The organism is Streptomyces sp. NPDC052043 (assembly GCF_044548235.1).
Lineage (GTDB): Bacteria > Actinomycetota > Actinomycetes > Streptomycetales > Streptomycetaceae > Streptomyces.
In genome coordinates, this window is the sequence record NZ_JBIUBT010000005.1 from 530,894 (window position 1) to 549,457 (window position 18,564).

An 18,564-nucleotide genomic window follows, 5' to 3' on the forward strand; every position below is an offset into this window, starting at 1 on the left:
AGGGCGTGATCACGGAAGCTGCGAAGCGGGGCGAGGTGGACTTATTACTGGTCACCGTCGACTCCACCACCGTTAGGGCCCACCACGATGCCGCTGGCATGCACCTGGGCCCCGACGCCGTGGCCGCAGTGGAGGAGGCCGCCGACAAGGCGGAGAGAACCCGGCGAAAGGGGGCGGTCCAGAAGGGTAAAGCGGGCAAGACGCCACAGACAATCCTAAACGGGAGGAGGAGCGACGGGACCGTTCATGATCGCGGAGTTGGTGACCCTCCGTGGCTCTGGCACCAAAAGTGATCCAGAACCTCGTTCACCCGTTGCCGAGACGGGGAGCAGGCGACGGGCATCCTCAACGGGTTGAACGTCAGGGGACCATCCCCGCGGGTGCGGGGAGCAGCATCGGCATGGCCGGAAGCCGGGCCGGTCCGCGGGACCATCCCCGCGGGTCGACCGGTGGTTGGAGCGAAAACTCGGCGGGATGTCCCCGGGCATCCACCGCGCGGGACCATCCCCGCGGGTGCGGGGAGCAGACCTGCCGGGACGGCTACGCAGGGAACAGGGCGGGACCATCCCCGCGGGTGCGGGGAGCAGGGCGTGTGGTATTCGAGGAGCCGCCACATCTCGGGACCATCCCCGCGGGTGCGGGCACCGCGACGTCCGAGGACGGGCGGGTGCTCGACGCGCTCGCTCACCGACGCGGGGTGGAGCAGCTCGGTAGCTCGCTGGGCTCATAACCCAGAGGTCTTCTCTGAACTACTGAGGCTGAACTCACGGTGTCATGAAGGGCTGATGCCTCATGCTCCGTCTGGTATGCCCCTGGGCTGCGGTATCAACAGGGAATAGTGCTGGGGTGAGCCTGTCGGCGGTGTATCACAGGCTCGTGCCCTATGACCGATGATTTCGCATGATCTCCTCGCGTTCGCCCAGCTTCCTCGTGGTAAGTGCGGACACTGTCGAGCACGAGCTCAGTCGGTCAGCGCGACCGGTGTTTGTACCTTGCTCGCGACCACCATGTAGTTCTCGGCCTCAAGATCGAACGTGCTCAGTTCCGTCTGGAGTCCGACCCGGTGCAGCTCGACTTCGAGTTCCTCGTGCCGGTAGGGCCAGCAGGACAGCAGTTCCGAGCGCACAAGAACCGGCCCAGTCGCATCAACTTGCGCGATCGCAATCTCGATATGGTGCTCATCCTCCCAATGCGGCGCAATCTCCCAGCGGTAAACCACGACGGCATCGCGACCGTTCCGGCGGACGAGTCGGTCCCAGATGTCCAGCCGGGAACCTCTGGCCCTCACGAGTTCCCAAGTCCGGGATGTGAGCACCAAGCGCCCTCCCGGGCGCAGAAGCCGTGACATCGACTCCAGAGCAGCACCCCTGCCTGTCGCGCCCGCGGCATGGTGAAGCGAGTTGCCAACGCAGAACACCATGTCGAACGTGTTGTCCTGGAAATGGTCGGGCAACTCTTCCCAGTTCGCCCGCACGGTCCGGACGGATGCCCCGAACTCCTCAGACAACTCTGCAGTCCGACGAACCATCGCCTCGCTGGCGTCAGTTGCGACAACCTGCATGCCACGACCGGCGAGGCCAACCGCCAACTGTCCGGTTCCGCACGAACAGTCGAGGACGTGAGCGTTCGACGGCAGGAGATTGAGGACGTCGTCGAACGACGCAGCGAACTCGGCTGGAGGCAACTTTGCATCCGAGATGAGCCATTCGTACACCTCGGCAAGCACGTCATAGCCTGTCACAACCACTACCTCCGTCACGCGGCAGACTCACGGTAGGACGTCAGTCCATCAGCGGAGCAAGCCGGGCACCAATGGTTTTCGCAAGGATGGCTCTGACGGTGTTTGCGGGTTGTCAGTTGTCCGTCTGAGTGGATGTCACCTGCTGGTTAACGATCAAGACTCGCGGACCGATCAACCCACCTGCCCGGGGTCGTCTCATGGCCCATGAAGGTGTGGCTCAGCACGCCGTCAGCTGGTGTTTGTGGCATCGCTGATTCGAGCGGCGATCTGGCTGAAGCTGGGAACACCCAAGAATATCGGGGAGTCCTTCTTCTTCTGTCGTGCATCCAGCTGTTCGAGCTTCTCTTCCGCGGCATCGCGGCTCACAGAGAGACCTTCGACTTCCCCGAGCCAGCCCTCCTTTTCTGCTTCCGCGATCCGATCGTTCAGATTATCGCGGATCTCGACCAGTCGCCCCCTCTCGTACGGATCCACGATCAGGACTGGGCAGCGGACACAAGCGTGTTCATGAATGCAGTCGGTCCCGTAGGCTCGCCCGCATGATCCGAGCGCCAGCTTGCGGCGTTCGAATTGAGTCAGGAACTCCTGCCATTCTTCGGAGGTGACCGCACGGTATTCCTCGCGGGGGCGGAGGCTGCGTCGTCGGGCAATGAAGGCTCGGTGCGCTTCGATGGCCTTGGCCGGGTAGACAGCGTTATAGCCCATAGTCGTGTTGATGTTGCTGTGACCCGCGATGACCTGGGCGATGTGTGGCGGAAGCCCGTTCAGGATCGCGTCCGTGATGAAGATGCGTCGAAAGTCGTGAGGTTGGAATTTCAGTGGCTTTCCGGTCGCGTCGGCCAGACCAGTCGCCAGCAGCACGTCGTTCAGGGCGTCGCGGACCGTGTTGTGCGAGATGGGCCGCCTTTCTCCTGAGATGCTCCACTGGTAGAGAAGCGGTATGGGATCGTTCCAGACCTTCTCGTGGAGGTCGTAGCTGGGAACTGAAGGGATGATTCCGTTGTTGCCGCGTACTCGCGTGACAACGGCGCTGAGGACATCGGCCAGTTCGGGAGTGACCAGCAGCAGGCGCTCTTGGTCGGTTTTCGACGGTGCGATTTGAAGGAGGGGAACGAACTCTCCGGTGCTGGGAAGCTTGTAGCGGATGATGCTGTGATGGCCGAGTTCGAGAAGCTCTTCGATGCGGATGCCTGTGTGGCGGAGGATTTCGATAGTGGCCCAACCCCAGAAGGCTCGTTTCTCTTCGGCCTCAAGGTCCCGGCGCCGTCCGGAGGCGTCGTAGGCCTGTCCGGTGAGACCGGCTCGGGAAGTGGTCTTCGGGGCGGTGAAGGTTTCCCCCAGCACGGTGAACTGGGACCCGAGAGCAGCGGCGTGGAGCGCGTCCAGGCGGGCCCGGGCTTCTTTGAGTCGGCGGTCGGCGACGCGGATGAGCGCGGGTAGGACGGGGAGCCTTTCCCGTGTCCGCTGGTCTGAGGTGGTCTTCTGCCGCTGCTTTGTCTTCTTGTCGGAGCAGTCAGCTTCGGTGATGGGGCAGGGTGCTGCCCATGGGCCCCAGCGGGCGGGTTCGTCCAGAGCCCACTGAGCGATGTCCAGATAGAAGGCGCGGACGAGAGTCTTGATCGCCGGCGCGCTGGAGCGCGGTGTGGTGGTCTCGACGACTTGGCCGTCCGGGATCCGCTTGCGGCGAGTGACGACGTTGACGCGGGCTTTCCATGCCGCCGCGACCTCCGGGTGCAGGTGGAGTGAGCTGATGCCTTCGTTGTGGCGCTCAAGGTCGGCCCAGAAGTTCTTGGCCAGAGCTGCCGCCAGATTGATCAAGGAGTTGTGATCGAGCGAGGGTTGGCGTTCGGTGAGGTAGTCGACGAGAAGATCACGGACCGGGCGGCAGCGCAGGTCGTAGCGATCGACGAGAGCCGCCGGCGTCACCTGACCGGCGCGGGTCTGCAGCCGCAGGAGGGTTGCTGGGGCGTCCGGCGGGAACTGGCCGAGCTCGCGCAGGGCTGTGTAGGCGATGCGAACGCCTCGGGCCGCGTCGTGGTCGGTCGCCTGCAATAGAGCGAGGAGATCACCGACGACGATGTCCTCGACGAGGCCGCCGAAAGCAGCGAGCAGGCGTGCGACACCTTGGAGGGCCGCGGAGGCATGACGGGTGGACCGGATGGCCTCGGGCAGCTGGGCTTCCAGGCGGGCGAACCCGTCGGGGTCTCGGGTCGCTCCAATGGCCGGCCGGAGGGCGCCCGATGTGCTGGCAGCCAGCCATTCCATGGTGGGGCGGATGACGTCCACGCAGATCAAGGCCAGGGTCCCGGAAGCGAGGCAGGCCGTTGTCGGCTTTCGACCGATGGTGGCCGCCCAGTCAATGACGGCCCTGTGCCAGCCAGTTGGAGATTGCGCCGCAGGGCTGGCGTCCCAACTCGCCTGCCAGGTGGATCCGGGGAAGGTCTGAAGCCAGGACAGGATGATCCGGGCCCCCACCATGCGGGTGACCTGGGCTCTGTCCTTCACTCGGAATGGCGGCCGCTGGAGCGTGGCAAGGATGTACTCACTGTCGGCCTCGGTCATGGGCCAGGACGCGGCCTTCTCGCGCGGGGGGAATTTCTCCAAGAGCGCGGCTGCCTCGGCGCCGGCGAGCCTGCGAGGAGTGGTGGGCGCCGCGAGCATGGTCATGGTCATACGACCAGACCTCCGAAGAGCGTGCTCAGCGAGTCCTCGTTGTAGGCGGGGGCCGGAGGTGCCGGGGGCGGGGTAGCCTTTCGCGCCTCTTGTCGGGCGTGGTGGGCCAGACCTGCCGAAATGACTTCATCCCGGGTCGGGCGGAGGTACTTCTGCAGCGTGCTCTGATCCTTGTGTCCGAGGATGTGCTGGACGTAGACCAGCGACATCTCGGGATCCTCGGCCATGCGGTAGGTGGCGGTGTGCCGCAGGTCGTGCAGCGTCCAGTTGGCGCCGAGGAGCTCGACCGTCCGCGTGAACATGGCGCGAGCAGCGTGGTAGTTCAGCGGTCGCCAGGGGCGTCGCAGAGTCCACCACAGGGGCTGGTTGCGGCCCCGTGGGACCCCCTTGCGCCAGGCTTCCTCCTGGTAGAGCCGGAGCCAGACGAACGCGTCCGGAGATGCGGGCAGTTGCTGGTAGTCCCGGGTTCCTTTGCGGATCACGCCGATCACCTGCTGGCCGGGGAGGGCGTCGCGTTGGGTCGAGCTCAGCAGTTCGCTGGCGCGGGCGCCGCTGGCGACCCAGAAGGCCAGCAGGGCACGGTCTCGGTGGGAGCGTAGGCCGGCGAAGACCTCGGTGTACTTGTCGTCCGGGATGCGTCGGGGGATCCGCTTGGGAACCGTCGGCCGGTAGCGGCCGGCCCTCTCACGCTTGACACCGTCTGCCGGGTTACGGTGAGCGTTCGGGCGTCCGTTGCGGCGCGTGCGATCCAACGGGAACGGGTTGACGAGCAACTGGCCGCTGCTGAGATCGAGATGGAAGTCGTAGAAGGTCCGCAGGACGCTCTCGAAGTGGGCCCGGGTGGTAGGCGCGTACTTCTTCCCGATGGACAGTTTCCCGGTAACCGGATTCGGTGTCCCAGGCGCAAGCCGGCCAGCCCGAGGCATGGGCGTGGGTATCTCGGCCAGGTCCTTGCCGCGGTGCCTCCAGTGCACGCGAGCTGGCTTGTCCGCCAGCTGCATCCAGAGCGTGAAGTCCCGCGCGTCTTCCCGTAGTGCGCGGTCCCACTCGAGGCCCTCTGCCCAGAGGAACCGCCACCACCGCAACAGGTCGTTGCCGTACGAGTACAACGTGGTGGCAGGGCTGTCAGCGGCGAGCAGGTCCTTGAAATAGGTCGCGACCGGCTCGACACGCTGCCCTTCAGGGTCGATAAGCCGGTACGGCTCCCACTCGTCCTCCGTTGTCTCCAGGCGGCCGATCTCGGGCAGCACGAAGTTCTTCAGATCCCGTTCACGGGTCCTTGATCCACTCACCGCCTGAACGTAACAGAAGGCCCTCTGACCTGCGAAAACGTGAGCTTTAGTTCAGTCAATACACCGCAGGTTCAAATCCTGTCCCCGCTACCAAAAGAAGGGGCTCGCAGCAGCGGGCCCTTTCTGTGTTGCCCCCGCCGAATCGGCCAGCCGACTAGCGTGCCGATCTTGTGCAGCGGCCCACTTCCACACTGGATGCGCCTGCTTCGCAAGTCAGTTCGCATGCTTCGCACAATGACCGACCCCCCTGTTTTCGTTGGAGGGGCGCGCCCGGCGACCTGTACGTGACCGCGAACGTCGGTAACGCGCCCGACAGGCCAAGGCAGCCCTGGGGCTCGCTCCCGGCATCTAGGGCGTGACCGGCGTGGGGGCTGGCTCGGGCTCAAGCCAGGCGAACAGGCTTCTCCTGCAAGCGGGAGCGGCCCGTCTCGGGCGAGAGGGTCTCGCGGTTGTGGCCATGCCTCCGGATCACTGCGAGGGAACGCCAACAGCCAGCTGCGCTGGCCCAGGACGCAGCCGAGACACGCGCGAGGCGACACGGCATGAAGCCTTCCGATACCCCTCTGTGATGAGGCAAAGTCACTGGCTTCAGCTCTGTCGGGGCAGATGAGCAGGGGCGTGGGAAGCGCATTCGATCTTCGTCTGAGGGATAGGGTGACGGCTTCCCGCGACCACCTTCGGAGGTGCCCGCCCGGTGGCTGACAGCTTTGTTCACCTGCACAATCACACCGAGTATTCGATGCTCGACGGCGCTCAGAAGCTGAAGCCGATGTTCGCCGAGGTGGCCCGGCAGGGTATGCCGGCCGTGGCCATGAGCGACCACGGCAACATGTTCGGTGCGTACGAGTTCCATCACGTGTCTCAAGGCTTCGAGAATGTCAAGCCGATCATCGGGATCGAGGCGTACGTCGCTCCCTCATCGCGCCGGAACCGCAAGCAGGAGTTCTGGGGGCCCGGTGGGCAGCGTGCTATGTCGGATGACGGCGAGGGCTCGAAGGACGTCTCCGGCGGTGGGCGCTTCACCCATATGACGATGTGGGCGCAGAATGTCCAGGGCCTGAAGAACCTCTTCTACCTGTCGACCGAGGCGTCCTACACGGGCCAGTTCCCCGCGGGCAAGCCGCGCATGGACATGGAGCTGATCAGCGAGCACTCCGAGGGCATCATCGCCACGACAGGCTGCCCCTCCGGCGCGATCCAGACCCGCCTCCGCCTCAACCAGTACGACGAGGCCCGCGAGGTCGCCACCACCTACCAGGACATCTTCGGCCGTGAGAACTACTTCTTGGAGCTGATGGAGCACGGGCTGTCCATCGAGCGGGAGGTCCGTGATGGTCTGCTGCGCCTGGCCAAGGAGCTGAACATCCCGCTCCTGGCCACCAACGATGCGCACTACATCCACGAGGACCAGGCCGACGCGCACGACAACCTCCTGTGCATCGGCGTCGGCAAGAACAAGGCCGACGAGAAGCGGTTCCGCTTCCAGGGCAGCGGCTACTACCTCAAGACCGCGGCCGAGATGCGGGAGCTGTTCTCGGAGCTGCCGGAGGCGTGTGACAACACGCTGCTGATCGCCGAGCGCATCGAGTCGTACGACAGTGTCTTCGAGAACGTTGACGAGATGCCGCAGTACCCTGACGTGCCGGAGGGGGAGACCCAGGAGTCCTGGCTGCGCAAGGAGTGCCTCAAAGGCCTCGCCAGGCGCTACGGCGACCCGATCCCGGCCGAGGTCATGGAGCGCTTCGAGACCGAGATGTCGGTCATCGGCCCCATGGGTTTCTCCTCATACTTCCTCGTGGTCGCCGACATCTGCCAGTACGCCCGCGACAACGGAATCCCGGTCGGCCCTGGCCGTGGTTCGGCCACCGGCTCGATCGTCGCGTACGCGACCCGAATCACCGAGCTGTGCCCGATAGAGCACGGCCTGCTGTTCGAGCGGTTCCTGAACCCCGAGCGCATCAACCCGCCGGATGTCGACCTCGACTTCGACGACCGCCAGCGCGACACCATGGTGCGCTACGTCACCGAGAAGTACGGCGACGAGTACACGGCCATGGTGAACACGTTCGGCAAGATCAAGGCCAAGAACGCGATCAAGGACTCGTCCCGCATTCTCGGCTACCCGTTCTCACACGGTGAGCGGATCACCAAGGCGCTCCCGCCGGACATCATGGGCAAGTCGATCCCGCTTGACGGCATCTTCGACTCGGAGCACCCCCGCTACGGTGAGGCGGGGGAGATCCGGCAGATGTACGAGAACGAGGCGGACGTAAAGAAGGTCATCGACACCGCCAAGGGTGTCGAGGGCCTGACCCGAGGCACCGGCGTGCACGCGGCCGCGGTCATCCTGTCCAAGACGAAGCTGACCGAGCGCATCCCGCTGCACATGCGCGCCAAGGACGGCGTCAAGATCACCGGCTTCGACTACCCCAGTTGCGAAAACATGGGGCTGGTCAAGATGGACTTCCTGGGCCTGCGAAACCTGGGCGTCATCGACCACGCTCTGAAGAACATCCGCGACAACCGCGGCGTCAAGCTCGCCACCGTCGACCCGGGCAACGGTGACGGCAGCGTCACAGTCATCCCGCTCGACGACAAGAAGACCTTCGAACTCCTCGGCCGCGGAGATACATTCGGTGTGTTCCAGCTCGACGGAGGCGGTATGCGCGCCCTGCTCAAGCTGATGGAACCGTCCCGATTCGAGGACATCGCGGCCGCGCTCGCCCTGTACCGGCCGGGCCCCATGGCCGCCAACGCGCACACCAACTATGCGTTGCGCCAAAACGGTAAGCAGGACCCAGACCCCATCCACCCGGAGCTGAAGGAAGTCCTCGACCCAATCCTGGGCTCCACGCACCACCTGCTCATCTTCCAAGAGCAGATCATGGCCATTGCCCGGACCTTGGCCGGGTATACGCTCGGCGGCGCCGACATGCTGCGCCGCGCGATGGGCAAGAAGAAGCCCGAGGTACTGGCGGCCGAGTGGAAAAATTTCCATGCCGGTATGACCGACAAGGGCTACTCGGAAGAGGCCACAAAGGCGATCTGGGATGTCATGCTCCCGTTCTCCGGCTACGCCTTCAACAAATCGCACACCGCCGGATACGGGCTCGTCTCCTACTGGACCGCCTACCTCAAAGCAAACTACCCGGCCGAGTACATGGCCGCGCTGCTGACCTCTGTCGGCGACGACAAGGACAAGGCAGGCGTCTACCTCGCAGATGCCCGCAAACTGGGTGTCACTGTCCTACCGCCGGACGTGAACGAGTCGCTGGCTGAGTTCACGGCCGTCGGCGACGACGTGCGCTTCGGCCTGCTGTCGGTGCGCAACGTCGGAGAGAACGTCATCGAGGCGATCATCGACGCCCGCAAGTCGAAGGGGAAGTTCTCCTCTTTCATGGACTTCCTCGACAAGGTCGATCTTCCCGCGCTGAACAAGCGTGCCATTGAATCCCTCATCAAGGCCGGCGCGTTCGACTCCCTTGGGCACACCCGCAAGGGCCTGTCGGCTGCGCACGAGATGGCCGTTGACGCCGTCGTGCCGCTGAAGAAGGCTGCGGCCTACGGCCAGGACGACCTGTTCGCCGGCATGGGTGGAGACAGCAGCGACGGCGACGGCAATTTCGGCATCACAGTTGAGATCAGCGAGGACGAGTGGCCGCGTAAGCATCTCCTTGCCACTGAGCGGGAGATGCTCGGCATGTACGTCTCCGCGCACCCGCTGGACGGCACCGAGCACATCCTCTCCGCCAACCGCGACACCACGATCGTCGACCTGGTCTCCTCTGGCCGTACGGAGGGAGTGGTTCGCCTTTCCGGTCTGATCACCAGTGTCCAGCCGAAGGTGACTAAGCAGGGCAACGCCTGGGCGATCGTGAACTTGGCGGACCGAGACGGCACGATCGAAGTCCTCTTCTTCCCAGCGACCTACCAGCTTGTGGTCGGTGCCCTGGTGGAGGACGCCGTCGTGTCGGTGCAGGGCCGCATCAACGACCGGGACGGTGCGATCTCCATCTTCGGTCAGGAGTTGCAGGTGCTCGACGTGTCCTCGACGGAGCGAGCGGGTGCGGCCCCGGTGCAGCTCGCGCTGCCCTACCACCGCGTCAACGAGCCCTCCGTAAAGGAGCTGAAGCGAATCATGGGTGCCCACCCGGGGGAGAACCCGGTGCGCTTGGCGGTACGAGGCCCGCAGAAGACGATCGTGTACCAGCTTCAGTCACTGGTCAACGCGGCGACGATCGCCTCCGACATCAAGGGCTCCTTCGGGCAGGACGCATGGCAGGGAATCGCGTGACCGGCACCCAGGACGAGGATTCGATCCTTCTCAAGGTCTCAGAGACGCCACCCTGCCCTCGTTGCGGCGACAACATGCTGCTTTTAGCCCAGTACCAGTACTCCTGGACGAACAGCCGCGGCGAAGACGTCCCCGGCATCAAGGAAGTCGCGCTCTGCTCCCCCTGCGACCGCAAGGACCCAGCAGCTGCCGAACTCCTCGTCGTGTTCGCCGCCGACGGCCAGGTTCTGCCGAAGAACGTGGCCGCGTTCGGCGGCCTCGTAGCGGCATGGATCGAATCGGTACGGCAGCGCACCGTAGACGAGGCGCTCCTCGTCTACGAGAGGAAACGGTGGCAGCAAGGTGATCTGTAGATGCCCCCGCATCCGCCCATGAGTCGCATTGTGCGAATTGCCTCCCGTGACCGGCCGAAGTGCAGGCCACAGAGGGCGTGAATACGGACCGTGATCTCGCTGAGCCGGCCCTCACCCACCAGCTCGGTACCCGCCTGCGCGACGACCAGGTCGTAGCTCACCTTCCTCGCCACGATGGCCGACCTCGGCGTCGACGCCGACATCGCGCCGGCCGACTTCCTCGCGGCCATGGACGGCTACAAGGGCCGCGATCCGGAGCTGGCGATCGTCGTCTCCGCGGTCAAGGCGACGGTGAAGGGCGGCCTGGGGAAGCTCCGTGAGCGCCCGCGCGGGGAGGGCTGGCGGCCCGGCGAGCCGTGGCGGGCACTGTCCCGGCCGACGTGGCGGCCGGACATCCGTGCGGCGGTCATCTCCCGTACTCGGATCAACCTGCACCGCAAGATCGTCAAGCACGCGGCGTTCACCGGGCAGTACCCGGTCGCGATCCTGTCCGACTGCGTCGTCTACGCGGCCAGCGGCGAGTCGCCGCTGGACTTCCTGCCGTACCGGGAGGGCAAGCCGCTGCCGGGAGGCTTCAAGCTCGGTATCAACCCGGGCCTGGTCAAGCACGAGGGAACCCAGTCCGTCCCGTGGGGCGAAGAGGTCCGCGAGCGGTTCGACGCCCCGGAGCTCAACCTCGCCCGGTACATCAAGGACGGCACCGTCACCGACGTCCACAACGGAGAGTAGGAGAAGGCGACGATGATCCTGTTCGGGGACCGCCTGGACGCCGCGGTGCAGAAGGCGTTCACCCGCCCGGCACCCAAGAGCGCGGGCGCGCAGATGCGATACCTGGTCAAGCAGCTCAAGGGCACCAAGCCGGTCGCCCAGATGCTGCGGATCTCCCAGCGCACCGTCGAGCGGTACGTGAAGGACCAGATCAACAAGCCCCGCCCGGAACTCGCCGCGCGCCTGGAGCACGAGGTGAAGAAGCGATGGCAGCCGCAGATCCGGGCGAAGGCCCGGCAGGCGGCGGCGACCACCGGCGGCATCGTCATCGACACCCGCGCCCGCCTCGGCTACACCGCGCCGATCGGGTCCACGGATCAGGACCGCATCCGGCACCTGACCGTCGCCCTGCCCCCCCGCTACGCCGCCCGCCTCTTCGACGCCCAGCAGGCCGGCGCCAGCGACCAGCAGCTCAGGGAGATCGCCGCCGAGGCGCTCAAGGAGGTGTACTTCCAGGACAGCAGCCGCCGCGCCGGCAGCCTGGAAGAGGTCCGGTTCACGGACATCGAGTACCTGGAGTTCGACCTGTAGCAGCCGCTCCCCGAACAGCCGCGAGGCCACCACGTGTGACTGAGTACTTGAGTTGGCGGCTCTGCGTGCTGGTTGGCGAGCTGGAAGGGAACTCAAGCAGTGATTGACAGCGGCACTGAGTACGTCAGAAGGTGCTTGCTCGGACGGCTGGGGTGGGAACGTGGAACGGCAGCAGTATGTGGAGCGGTGCTCAGAGCTTTTCGCGGTGGGTGGCTATGCCGCTGTGAGAGCAGCGGCAGAGGCGGGACTCGAGGAGTTGGGGCCGGATCCGGTTCTCTTCCGCTGGCTTGGACAAGCACACGCTGCGGAGGATGAGGACGACCATGACCACGAGGCTGAGGCCGCGTATCGCAAGGGCCTCGCACTAGCAGCGGACGATCTCGGGCTCCTGGTGTCGTTTTTGGAGCTGTGCCTTCGCTCGGACTCCTTCGAATACCCGGAGCGGGCGCGCCGTGCGGTGGTCCTGCAAGAAAGAATCGAAAAGTTGGCGCCGCCCGGGTCAGCTGAACGCGAGCGCGTCGATGATGCGACTGGCTGGGCCGGACGGGGTTACTGGGACGATCTGAACGCAGGCGCTGCTCGCGGGCAAGCTCAGCAGGCAGCCCTCGCGGAGCAGAGCGTGCTGGTCACCGACGCGCTGCGGCGAGCCGCTCGTGGCGAGTCCGGCGAGGACACAGGGGAAGACCTCCGGGCCGCCGAACTCGCTGCGGCGGTTGAGCTGCTGCAGGGGGCCCGGAACGCACCGCTGCGCCTGCTTCTCGCGCACCGGGTCGAAGCGTATGTGCTGACGTTCGTCGCATCATTCGGCCTGAACAAGGCACTGGTGTGGAGTGGAGTACAGGACTTCAGCCTGTGGGGCTGGTTGTTCTGGATCCCCGTGCTCGCTGCCGAAGCCAAGCTCCGCCAGGCCAAGAGGCTGGGACAGGAGCGCGTCATCGCGCGCATACAGGCGCGCCATGCCGAAATGGACCTGCCTGACAGCCAACCCGACAGCAAGGGCCTGTGAATGCTTCAGTTGGCGACAGCCGCCAACTGAAGCACTACTGACTTCGGCTCGTTAGGGTGACTTTCGCTGAACTTCCTGATGGTGGGTTCGTGCTGACGGTGTAATTCCTGACCCGCATGTCAAGGCGGCGGTCCGACGCGTCATGCTTCGGACCGCCGCTCTTTGCTACTCCCACCTCACGAAGCCATCGGGGCCGGTGCCGGTCAGGTGTGCTGTCACCGGATCGGCATAGCCGGGCAGGCGGATCTCCGTCCCCTCGGTCAGGGCGGTGAGGAGGTGTCGGAACATGTGCGACAGGCTGTCCCACACCTTCACCGGACCCTCCGTGTCCCCGGCGTGGAGGCCGTACAGCACGTTTCCCAACCGGTCTCCATCACGGTGGTCGAGGATGAGCTTGCCTCCGGTGATGTCCGTGGCGATCGGGACCCATCGGACGTGGAACAAGTACCCGTACACGTGATAGACGTCCCGCAGGTCGGGGTCTTCCGACTCGTTCTCGTCGACCCATTCGGCGATTTCCTCCTCCATCGTTCGTTGACCGGCACGCATTCCCTCGGCGCCGTGCAGGATGAACCCTTCGGGGATGATGACGCCGGGACCGGCATGGCCCTTCGTGGCGGTGAGCCCATCGTGTCGTCCCAGCCACGTCACCAGATCGGGGTGCAGGGGGAACCGACGGTCGGCGATGGCGTCGATGTCGTCCTGCGTGGCGGGTGGGTTCAGGGCGGCGTGGTCCGCGGGCGCGTTGGCCTCCAGCCAGGCGTCAAGGCGGGCGAGGACAACATTAAGGTCGTCGGTCATATGACAACGCTACGAGTCACGGTGGTGGCGCTGCCATGCACTGATGACGCCTGCGGGTGGCGGTGCTGGATTCGGCTCGTCAGGTTGACGTTGGATTGTCGGAGGTCAGGCCAGTGCCCGCTATGAAGCCGTCGAGGGTGTCGGGCCGGTATTGCAGGCGCTTGAGCCGGTTGCGTACGAGGGCCTCGAGTCGGTCGAGGGCGACGACGGCAAGGTTGGCCAGGCTGCGTTTGACGTGGGCCCATACCCACTCGACGGGGTTGAGGTCGGGCGAGTAGGCGGGAAGCAGGAACACTGTCAGCCAGGCACGCTCGGCGATCAGCTCGCGCATGGCGTGCGAGACGTGAGTGTTCAGCCGGTCCCAGACCAGCACGATCGGGGCCTTGACGAGCTGGTGGGCGCCGTCGATCAGCGCGATGAAGTCACGCTCGCTCATGCTACGGCGCTTGCCTTTGCCGCAGGGGTGGGTGCGCAGGCGGTGGCACAGCCGGGTGCGGGAACCGGACCGCATGGCGATCAGCCCGGCCACCGACAGCCGTCCCGAGCGTCGTCCGCTTACCGTCACCTGTGGGGTCACGCCGCGCCGGCCCCAGGTGCGTCCTTTGGGCGGCCGATGGGTGAAGCCTGCCTCGTCCTCGAAGTAGATGTAGCCCCCGCAGGCCGCCCGGGCTCTTTTACCTCCTCCCAGGTCGCCTCCTTCCATGCCGTGACGGCCTGCTCGTCGCGCTCGGCGACCCGCCGCGCGGGGACCTGCGGGCTGAAACCGAGCCGGTGCATCAGCCTCGTCGCCCCCGAGACGCTGTAGGAGACGTGGAACTTCCGGCCGATAAGCGTGTCCACCCTCGCCGCCGTCCACACCTGGTCCTCCACCCAGCCGTGCGCGGCCGGCCCCTGGTCCAGATACGCTGCCAGCTTCTCCAGACAGCGCGGGGACAGACGGCACCGCGAACCGCTCGGGCCACGGGAGGCCAGCGCCGACGGACCGCCCTCTCGCCACAATGACTGCCACTGGTAGGCCGACTTCCCGCTCACCCGCAGGCGCCGTGCCACCTCCAACGGCTTGATTCCCTGCTCGAACAGCTCGGCCGCTTGCATCCGCACCGACTCACGGCGCAGCCGACCATCAGCGGTCAGCCCGCCCCCATCCGCGTATCTCACACAACACGGAATACAGCAGCCACGGCGAACTGGTGTGGAACTTCAAGGGAGTTCACCCCAACGAGCCGAAGTCAGTAACGCTAAGCCGGTGATCATGGCGTCTAGCACAGGTGGCATGCCTGGCGGCGAGATTCGGAGGAAGATCCCTGAGCGGCTCCAGGCGCCGATAGCTTCACGCTCATGCCAGTGGAGTTCTTGACCGACGAGCAGGCCGTTATCTGGATCTTTCACTCTCACTGGTTGGTCGGAGCTGTGGTTCTGTGTTGCTGACAGTGTCAGCGACGTGAAATCCCTGATGGGGATCTCTGAAATCGGCCGGGGCCACCCATCCGTGGAGGGTGCGGATCGGACGGCCGACCGAGGGCGCCAACGGAGTCCCCCGCAGCAGCCGTCTACGCTCTCGGCATGCAGCGCAGCGATGTCAGGCGGGACGACGGGACATGGGTTGGCCTGTCCCTGGACGTACAGGATCGCCACCAGCCGGGGCTGTGCGTGTTCAGTGCCGGACCGCGGCTGTTGATCTCCCAGCTGTCGCGGCCTGTGCTGCTCGCTGTTGTCGAGGAGCACCTCCAGGGTGTGGATTTTTGGCGCACCGACGAATACCGCTCCTGCGTCCCGCCGTTGCGCGCTGATGTGGGGCGCGCTCTGGCGGGCAGTCCGGAAAGGTGGGCCCACCGCTTCGCGCAGTACCTTATCGACTCGGCGGACAGCCCGCTGCACGAAGGCCGGTGGCTGCTCTCGTGCGAGAGTCCGCTCCGGCGCTGGCGCCACGCCGACGCTTCGCATGCCGAATACTGGAGCTCGATGCTCGTCGACGGCCATCCGGGCGGATACATCGACTGGTTCTTCCATTCTCATTCGTGGGAAGTCCTTCCGCTGCGGCCGATGCCCGGCCCGAGCGACAGCCGGGTCAAGGCGTACCGCAAGCAGGCCCGTGAAGGGACACTCCCGCCTGTCCTGTTGTGGTGGGTCAGTGGCCTGGACTGCCATCTGATCCTGGACGGTCACGCGCGGCTCGCTGCGGCGATCGCCGAGTCCGTCGACCCTCCGCTGCTGCAGTTGCACCGCACGGTGCCGCGCGATGACCTGGCCGCGCGCATCAATGAGGCCGTGGGCTTCTACGAGAGTGAATTGGCACGCTTCGCCGAACTCCGCGCCGTCCATGGCCCCACCGTCCCGGACGGCGCCGTCACCGCCGGCCCACAGCTCGTCCGACTCCTCCACGACCTGGACACCGCGGAACAGCCGACCTGGGCCTGGCCCCTGCCCGGCGGGGAGGGCCAGTGGCGTCGCATCGCACGCGAGGTGACCGCTGGCCAGGACTGGCCCCGTACCTGAGCTCTGCCGAATCCTTCCCGCCAGCCGTCATGTCCGGGCGTATCGTCAGGGGAGCACGCACACCGCGATGAAGGGCCGCCTCTCCCAGGCACAAGCTTGCGCGTGCGCGGGTTCTGACGCAGGACACCCTCAGCAGGCGGTCCGCAGCCGAGTTGGCCCGCCCGCCGCTGGACCCGGCCGGCTATGTTGACCCCAGCATGCGCGCCTTTGGTCCCCGGCACCACGGGCCGCCCGGACCCGGCCGGGGGCCCCTCGGCTCATGCTCGGTCCGCCACCTCGGCACGCCGGAGGAAACCACATTTCCCGAACCCCGACCACATCCATACGGCTGGAGCCATCGAGACCGTTGACAGCTCGCTGGGACCGTGCCCCAAGAGACGGGAAGGACAACCCGCTTCCCGCGGATCCGGATTGCGCGGTGCGCGGCTGCCGACCGCATCTCCGATAGCGCTGGTAGAAGAACGACCCAGTACGGCGTCACATCCCCTAGCCGGGTATCCGCGCAACCAACCCTGCGCGCGGATGATCGGCCGGGTACCGCACACGCGGTACCTTCGCGGCTCCGACAGCGTCCGCGGTAGCCGGATACGGCATCAGTGGCAGCGCGAATTGCCTACCCCCGCCGGACGACCAGCTGTGGGTCTGGCAGACATGATCGGACGACGTCCAGTCGTAGGAGGAGCCCCTCATGTCAGTCCGATTTATGCTTGCTGCGCCGTCGCCCGCGCATGACTCGGTCCAGTCGGCCGCCGTTTACAGCCTGACCACCGGACGACTCGTGGGTGGCACGGCCGCACTGGTGGCGCTGGCTGGCGTGGTCATCGGGCTGGCTCTGGCCCGCTCCGCCGGTCGTATCGGCGCCGGGAACAGGCGAAACAGGGCCATCGTGGCCATGATGGCGGGGGTGTTTGGCGTGGTCGTCGGCGCGCTGAATCTGGCTGTCGCCGACGGTGGTCCTGGAACCGGCAACGGAGTAGTCGGTGGCGCCTTGGCCTTGGTGCTGGGGTTGATCGCCGCGGTCCTCGGCTGGCTGGCCCTGGCCCGCTCCCGCCGCACCGGCTGAACGGTGACCGGCTGACCGGCTGGCCACAGTGAATGCAAGCATCGGGTCTGCCTGTCAGGCCCCGGCTACCCTGGCTGCCGCGCTACGGCGGGGCCGCGGCCGCCCGGAGAAAGCTCCTTCCGCCCCCGCGCTGCCCGAACTGGACCATATGGCGGCACCGAATCGGTAGGCGGTTTCCAAGAACCGGCAGCCGACTACATCGCGTTCTGGCCGCCGCCCCGGCTGCTGTACAGGCCGGCACCGAGGCGTCAGCGGGTGGCTGCTGCTCGTGACCAGCCTCGACACCCCCGCACGTGGGGTCGCGACCGGTTCGGGGGACCGGTCGCGGCCCCACTCCCTCAGCCTGACGCAGATTTCCCGTCTCCCACGCTCCACCGCAGGCTGCTGAGTGGGCTCCGACGGCAACCCCGTACCCGTCCTGGTGCTGTGGATCGGCACCGCCGACGCGTCTCGGCCCTGCGCTCGACGTCCACCGCACGGCTTGGGCGTGGCTCGGCGCAGCCGCGTACCTCGCTGGTTGGCTACTAGCAAGGGAGATCTTCGGCCGCAGAGAGGCGGACATGGCTAAAGTAGATGAGGTAAATAAGCAGGTCATTGCCCAGTTCCGGGCGCAGGGCGGCACTGTGGGAGGCTTCTTCGAGGGCAAGCATCTGTTGCTCCTGCACACGGTCGGCCGCCGTACCGGCCAGGAACGAGTGAACCCCCTGGTGTACGCGGCCGACGGTAACTGTCTCCTCGTCTGCGGCACCGCGCGTGGCGCGGAAAGAGATCCAGCGTGGGTGGGCAACGTCGCCGCCATGCCCAAGGTGACCATCGAGGTGGGGGAACAGATCCTCAAGGCGACCCCTACCGTTGTCACGCATGCGTCGCCGGATTGGGAACGTCTCTACGGCATCTGGTCGGCGTACTGGCCAGACAGCGCGCAGTATGAGACCAGGACATCGCGCAAGTTCCCCATCGTGAAACTGGAGCCCGACGCATCAGACGACGTCCTGCTTTGAATGAGCGGTAGTTCACGGATTGAACCAGGCTACGGTGCTTTCGCTGGCTGCTCGCTTCGCTGTGATCGCGGAGCTTTGCCGACGTGGTCCGGGCCCATGCTGAGGATCATGTGGGCCCGTCAGCGCGTCGCGCGCCGATGAGCGCAGCTGGCGGTGATGGCACGGGCGGCAAAATGGCTGCCGGCCACGAACCGCACATCGTCAGCCGTAGCGACCTGCTGACCGCCTTCATCCGCTCCGACGTCGAAATCCGCGGCGAGGTCGAGCGGGACGTCCTGGGGCACATCCTCGGCCTGGAAGAGGGCACCGTCGCGGTCGAGGTCCGGGACGGTGCCGTTACCGTGCATGGTCACGTCCCGGAACCGCGTCTTATCCCGGTGGTCGTGGGCCTGTGCCAGGGCGTCGACGGTGTCGTCGCCGTGGACGCCGACCTCGCGGCCACCCGGGCGGACTAGTGCCGCGACAGGCAACGTTTGCCCCGTCGCGACGCCCGGCACGCACTCTCGCCGCACCGGCCGAAAGCCCGAGTACATCCAGTACGAGGA

General features: G+C 66.0%; 15 protein-coding genes and 1 pseudogene. 10 read left to right on the plus strand and 6 right to left on the minus strand.

Annotated elements, in window-relative coordinates:
- Positions 1-5 precede the first annotated feature (5 nt).
- Entirely contained in the window at positions 6-293 is a 288-nt protein-coding gene (locus tag ACIHCX_RS16770; protein WP_400029933.1) for a hypothetical protein, read from the plus strand.
- A 668-nt stretch (positions 294-961) separates the two neighbouring features.
- Here ACIHCX_RS16770 and ACIHCX_RS16775 read toward each other — a convergent pair.
- The 3 genes from ACIHCX_RS16775 to ACIHCX_RS16785 form a co-directional block, all read right to left on the minus strand.
- Entirely contained in the window at positions 962-1,741 is a 780-nt protein-coding gene (locus tag ACIHCX_RS16775) for a class I SAM-dependent methyltransferase (protein ID WP_400030000.1), read from the minus strand.
- Between the two features lie 228 nt (positions 1,742-1,969).
- Positions 1,970-4,414: a tyrosine-type recombinase/integrase gene (locus ACIHCX_RS16780; RefSeq protein ID WP_400029935.1), complete on the minus strand. Its 2,445-nt coding sequence runs from the start codon at positions 4,412-4,414 to the stop codon at positions 1,970-1,972.
- Positions 4,411-5,664, minus strand: coding sequence for a tyrosine-type recombinase/integrase (locus ACIHCX_RS16785; RefSeq protein ID WP_400029937.1), 1,254 nt, complete (start codon positions 5,662-5,664; stop codon positions 4,411-4,413). The genes ACIHCX_RS16780 and ACIHCX_RS16785 overlap by 4 nt, the downstream gene beginning before the upstream one ends.
- 736 nt (positions 5,665-6,400) lie before the next feature.
- Here ACIHCX_RS16785 and dnaE point away from each other — a divergent pair.
- The 5 genes and pseudogenes from dnaE (at position 6,401) to ACIHCX_RS16810 (ending at position 12,658) form a co-directional block, all read left to right on the plus strand.
- Entirely contained in the window at positions 6,401-10,000 is a 3,600-nt protein-coding gene (dnaE, locus tag ACIHCX_RS16790) for a DNA polymerase III subunit alpha (RefSeq protein WP_400029939.1), read from the plus strand.
- Complete coding sequence (locus tag ACIHCX_RS16795) at positions 9,997-10,353, plus strand: DUF6300 family protein (RefSeq protein WP_400029941.1); 357 nt, start codon at positions 9,997-9,999, stop codon at positions 10,351-10,353. The genes dnaE and ACIHCX_RS16795 overlap by 4 nt, the downstream gene beginning before the upstream one ends.
- 162 nt (positions 10,354-10,515) lie before the next feature.
- Positions 10,516-11,082: pseudogene (locus ACIHCX_RS16800) on the plus strand (transcriptional regulator); the annotation flags it as partial.
- A 12-nt stretch (positions 11,083-11,094) separates the two neighbouring features.
- Complete coding sequence (tpg, locus tag ACIHCX_RS16805) at positions 11,095-11,652, plus strand: telomere-protecting terminal protein Tpg (RefSeq protein WP_400029943.1); 558 nt, start codon at positions 11,095-11,097, stop codon at positions 11,650-11,652.
- Positions 11,653-11,812: 160 nt separating this feature from the next.
- Entirely contained in the window at positions 11,813-12,658 is an 846-nt protein-coding gene (locus ACIHCX_RS16810) for a hypothetical protein (RefSeq protein ID WP_400029945.1), read from the plus strand.
- A gap of 165 nt (positions 12,659-12,823) precedes the next feature.
- On the opposite strand, the gene ACIHCX_RS16815 is transcribed toward ACIHCX_RS16810, so the two are convergent.
- The 3 genes from ACIHCX_RS16815 to ACIHCX_RS16825 all read right to left on the minus strand — a co-directional run bounded on the left by ACIHCX_RS16815 (position 12,824) and on the right by ACIHCX_RS16825 (position 14,593).
- Positions 12,824-13,459 carry an SMI1/KNR4 family protein gene (locus ACIHCX_RS16815; protein ID WP_400029947.1) on the minus strand — a complete coding sequence of 212 codons (636 nt, stop codon included), beginning with the start codon at positions 13,457-13,459 and terminating at the stop codon, positions 12,824-12,826.
- Between the two features lie 79 nt (positions 13,460-13,538).
- A complete protein-coding gene (locus ACIHCX_RS16820; RefSeq protein WP_400030002.1) occupies positions 13,539-14,147 on the minus strand; it encodes a transposase in 609 nt (202 codons plus the stop codon).
- A complete protein-coding gene (locus ACIHCX_RS16825) occupies positions 14,033-14,593 on the minus strand; it encodes a winged helix-turn-helix domain-containing protein (RefSeq protein ID WP_400030004.1) in 561 nt (186 codons plus the stop codon). Before ACIHCX_RS16825 ends, ACIHCX_RS16820 begins: the two co-directional genes overlap by 115 nt.
- 429 nt (positions 14,594-15,022) lie before the next feature.
- On the opposite strand from ACIHCX_RS16825, the gene ACIHCX_RS16830 reads away from it, so the two are divergent.
- From ACIHCX_RS16830 to ACIHCX_RS16845, 4 genes are all read left to right on the plus strand, one after another.
- A complete protein-coding gene (locus tag ACIHCX_RS16830; protein WP_400029949.1) occupies positions 15,023-15,955 on the plus strand; it encodes a hypothetical protein in 933 nt (310 codons plus the stop codon).
- A gap of 688 nt (positions 15,956-16,643) precedes the next feature.
- A complete protein-coding gene (locus ACIHCX_RS16835; RefSeq protein ID WP_400029951.1) occupies positions 16,644-17,018 on the plus strand; it encodes a DUF6223 family protein in 375 nt (124 codons plus the stop codon).
- 560 nt (positions 17,019-17,578) lie between these two features.
- The gene (locus ACIHCX_RS16840) at positions 17,579-18,019 is read left to right on the plus strand and encodes a nitroreductase/quinone reductase family protein (protein ID WP_400029953.1); all 441 of its coding nucleotides are present in this window, start codon (positions 17,579-17,581) and stop codon (positions 18,017-18,019) included.
- A gap of 173 nt (positions 18,020-18,192) precedes the next feature.
- The gene (locus ACIHCX_RS16845; protein WP_400029955.1) at positions 18,193-18,474 is read left to right on the plus strand and encodes a BON domain-containing protein; all 282 of its coding nucleotides are present in this window, start codon (positions 18,193-18,195) and stop codon (positions 18,472-18,474) included.
- Positions 18,475-18,564: the final 90 nt, after the last annotated feature.

What these genes read in the sequence shown, in the direction of transcription:
- ACIHCX_RS16840 (WP_400029953.1), top strand. Translation starts at nt 17,579, where the DNA reads ATGGCTAAAGTAGATGAGGTAAATAAGCAGGTCATTGCCCAGTTCCGG.
- ACIHCX_RS16780 (WP_400029935.1), bottom strand. Translation starts at nt 4,414, where the DNA reads ATGACCATGACCATGCTCGCGGCGCCCACCACTCCTCGCAGGCTCGCC.
- ACIHCX_RS16835 (WP_400029951.1), top strand. Translation starts at nt 16,644, where the DNA reads ATGTCAGTCCGATTTATGCTTGCTGCGCCGTCGCCCGCGCATGACTCG.
- ACIHCX_RS16815 (WP_400029947.1), bottom strand. Translation starts at nt 13,459, where the DNA reads ATGACCGACGACCTTAATGTTGTCCTCGCCCGCCTTGACGCCTGGCTG.
- tpg (WP_400029943.1), top strand. Translation starts at nt 11,095, where the DNA reads ATGATCCTGTTCGGGGACCGCCTGGACGCCGCGGTGCAGAAGGCGTTC.
- ACIHCX_RS16830 (WP_400029949.1), top strand. Translation starts at nt 15,023, where the DNA reads ATGCAGCGCAGCGATGTCAGGCGGGACGACGGGACATGGGTTGGCCTG.
- ACIHCX_RS16845 (WP_400029955.1), top strand. Translation starts at nt 18,193, where the DNA reads ATGGCTGCCGGCCACGAACCGCACATCGTCAGCCGTAGCGACCTGCTG.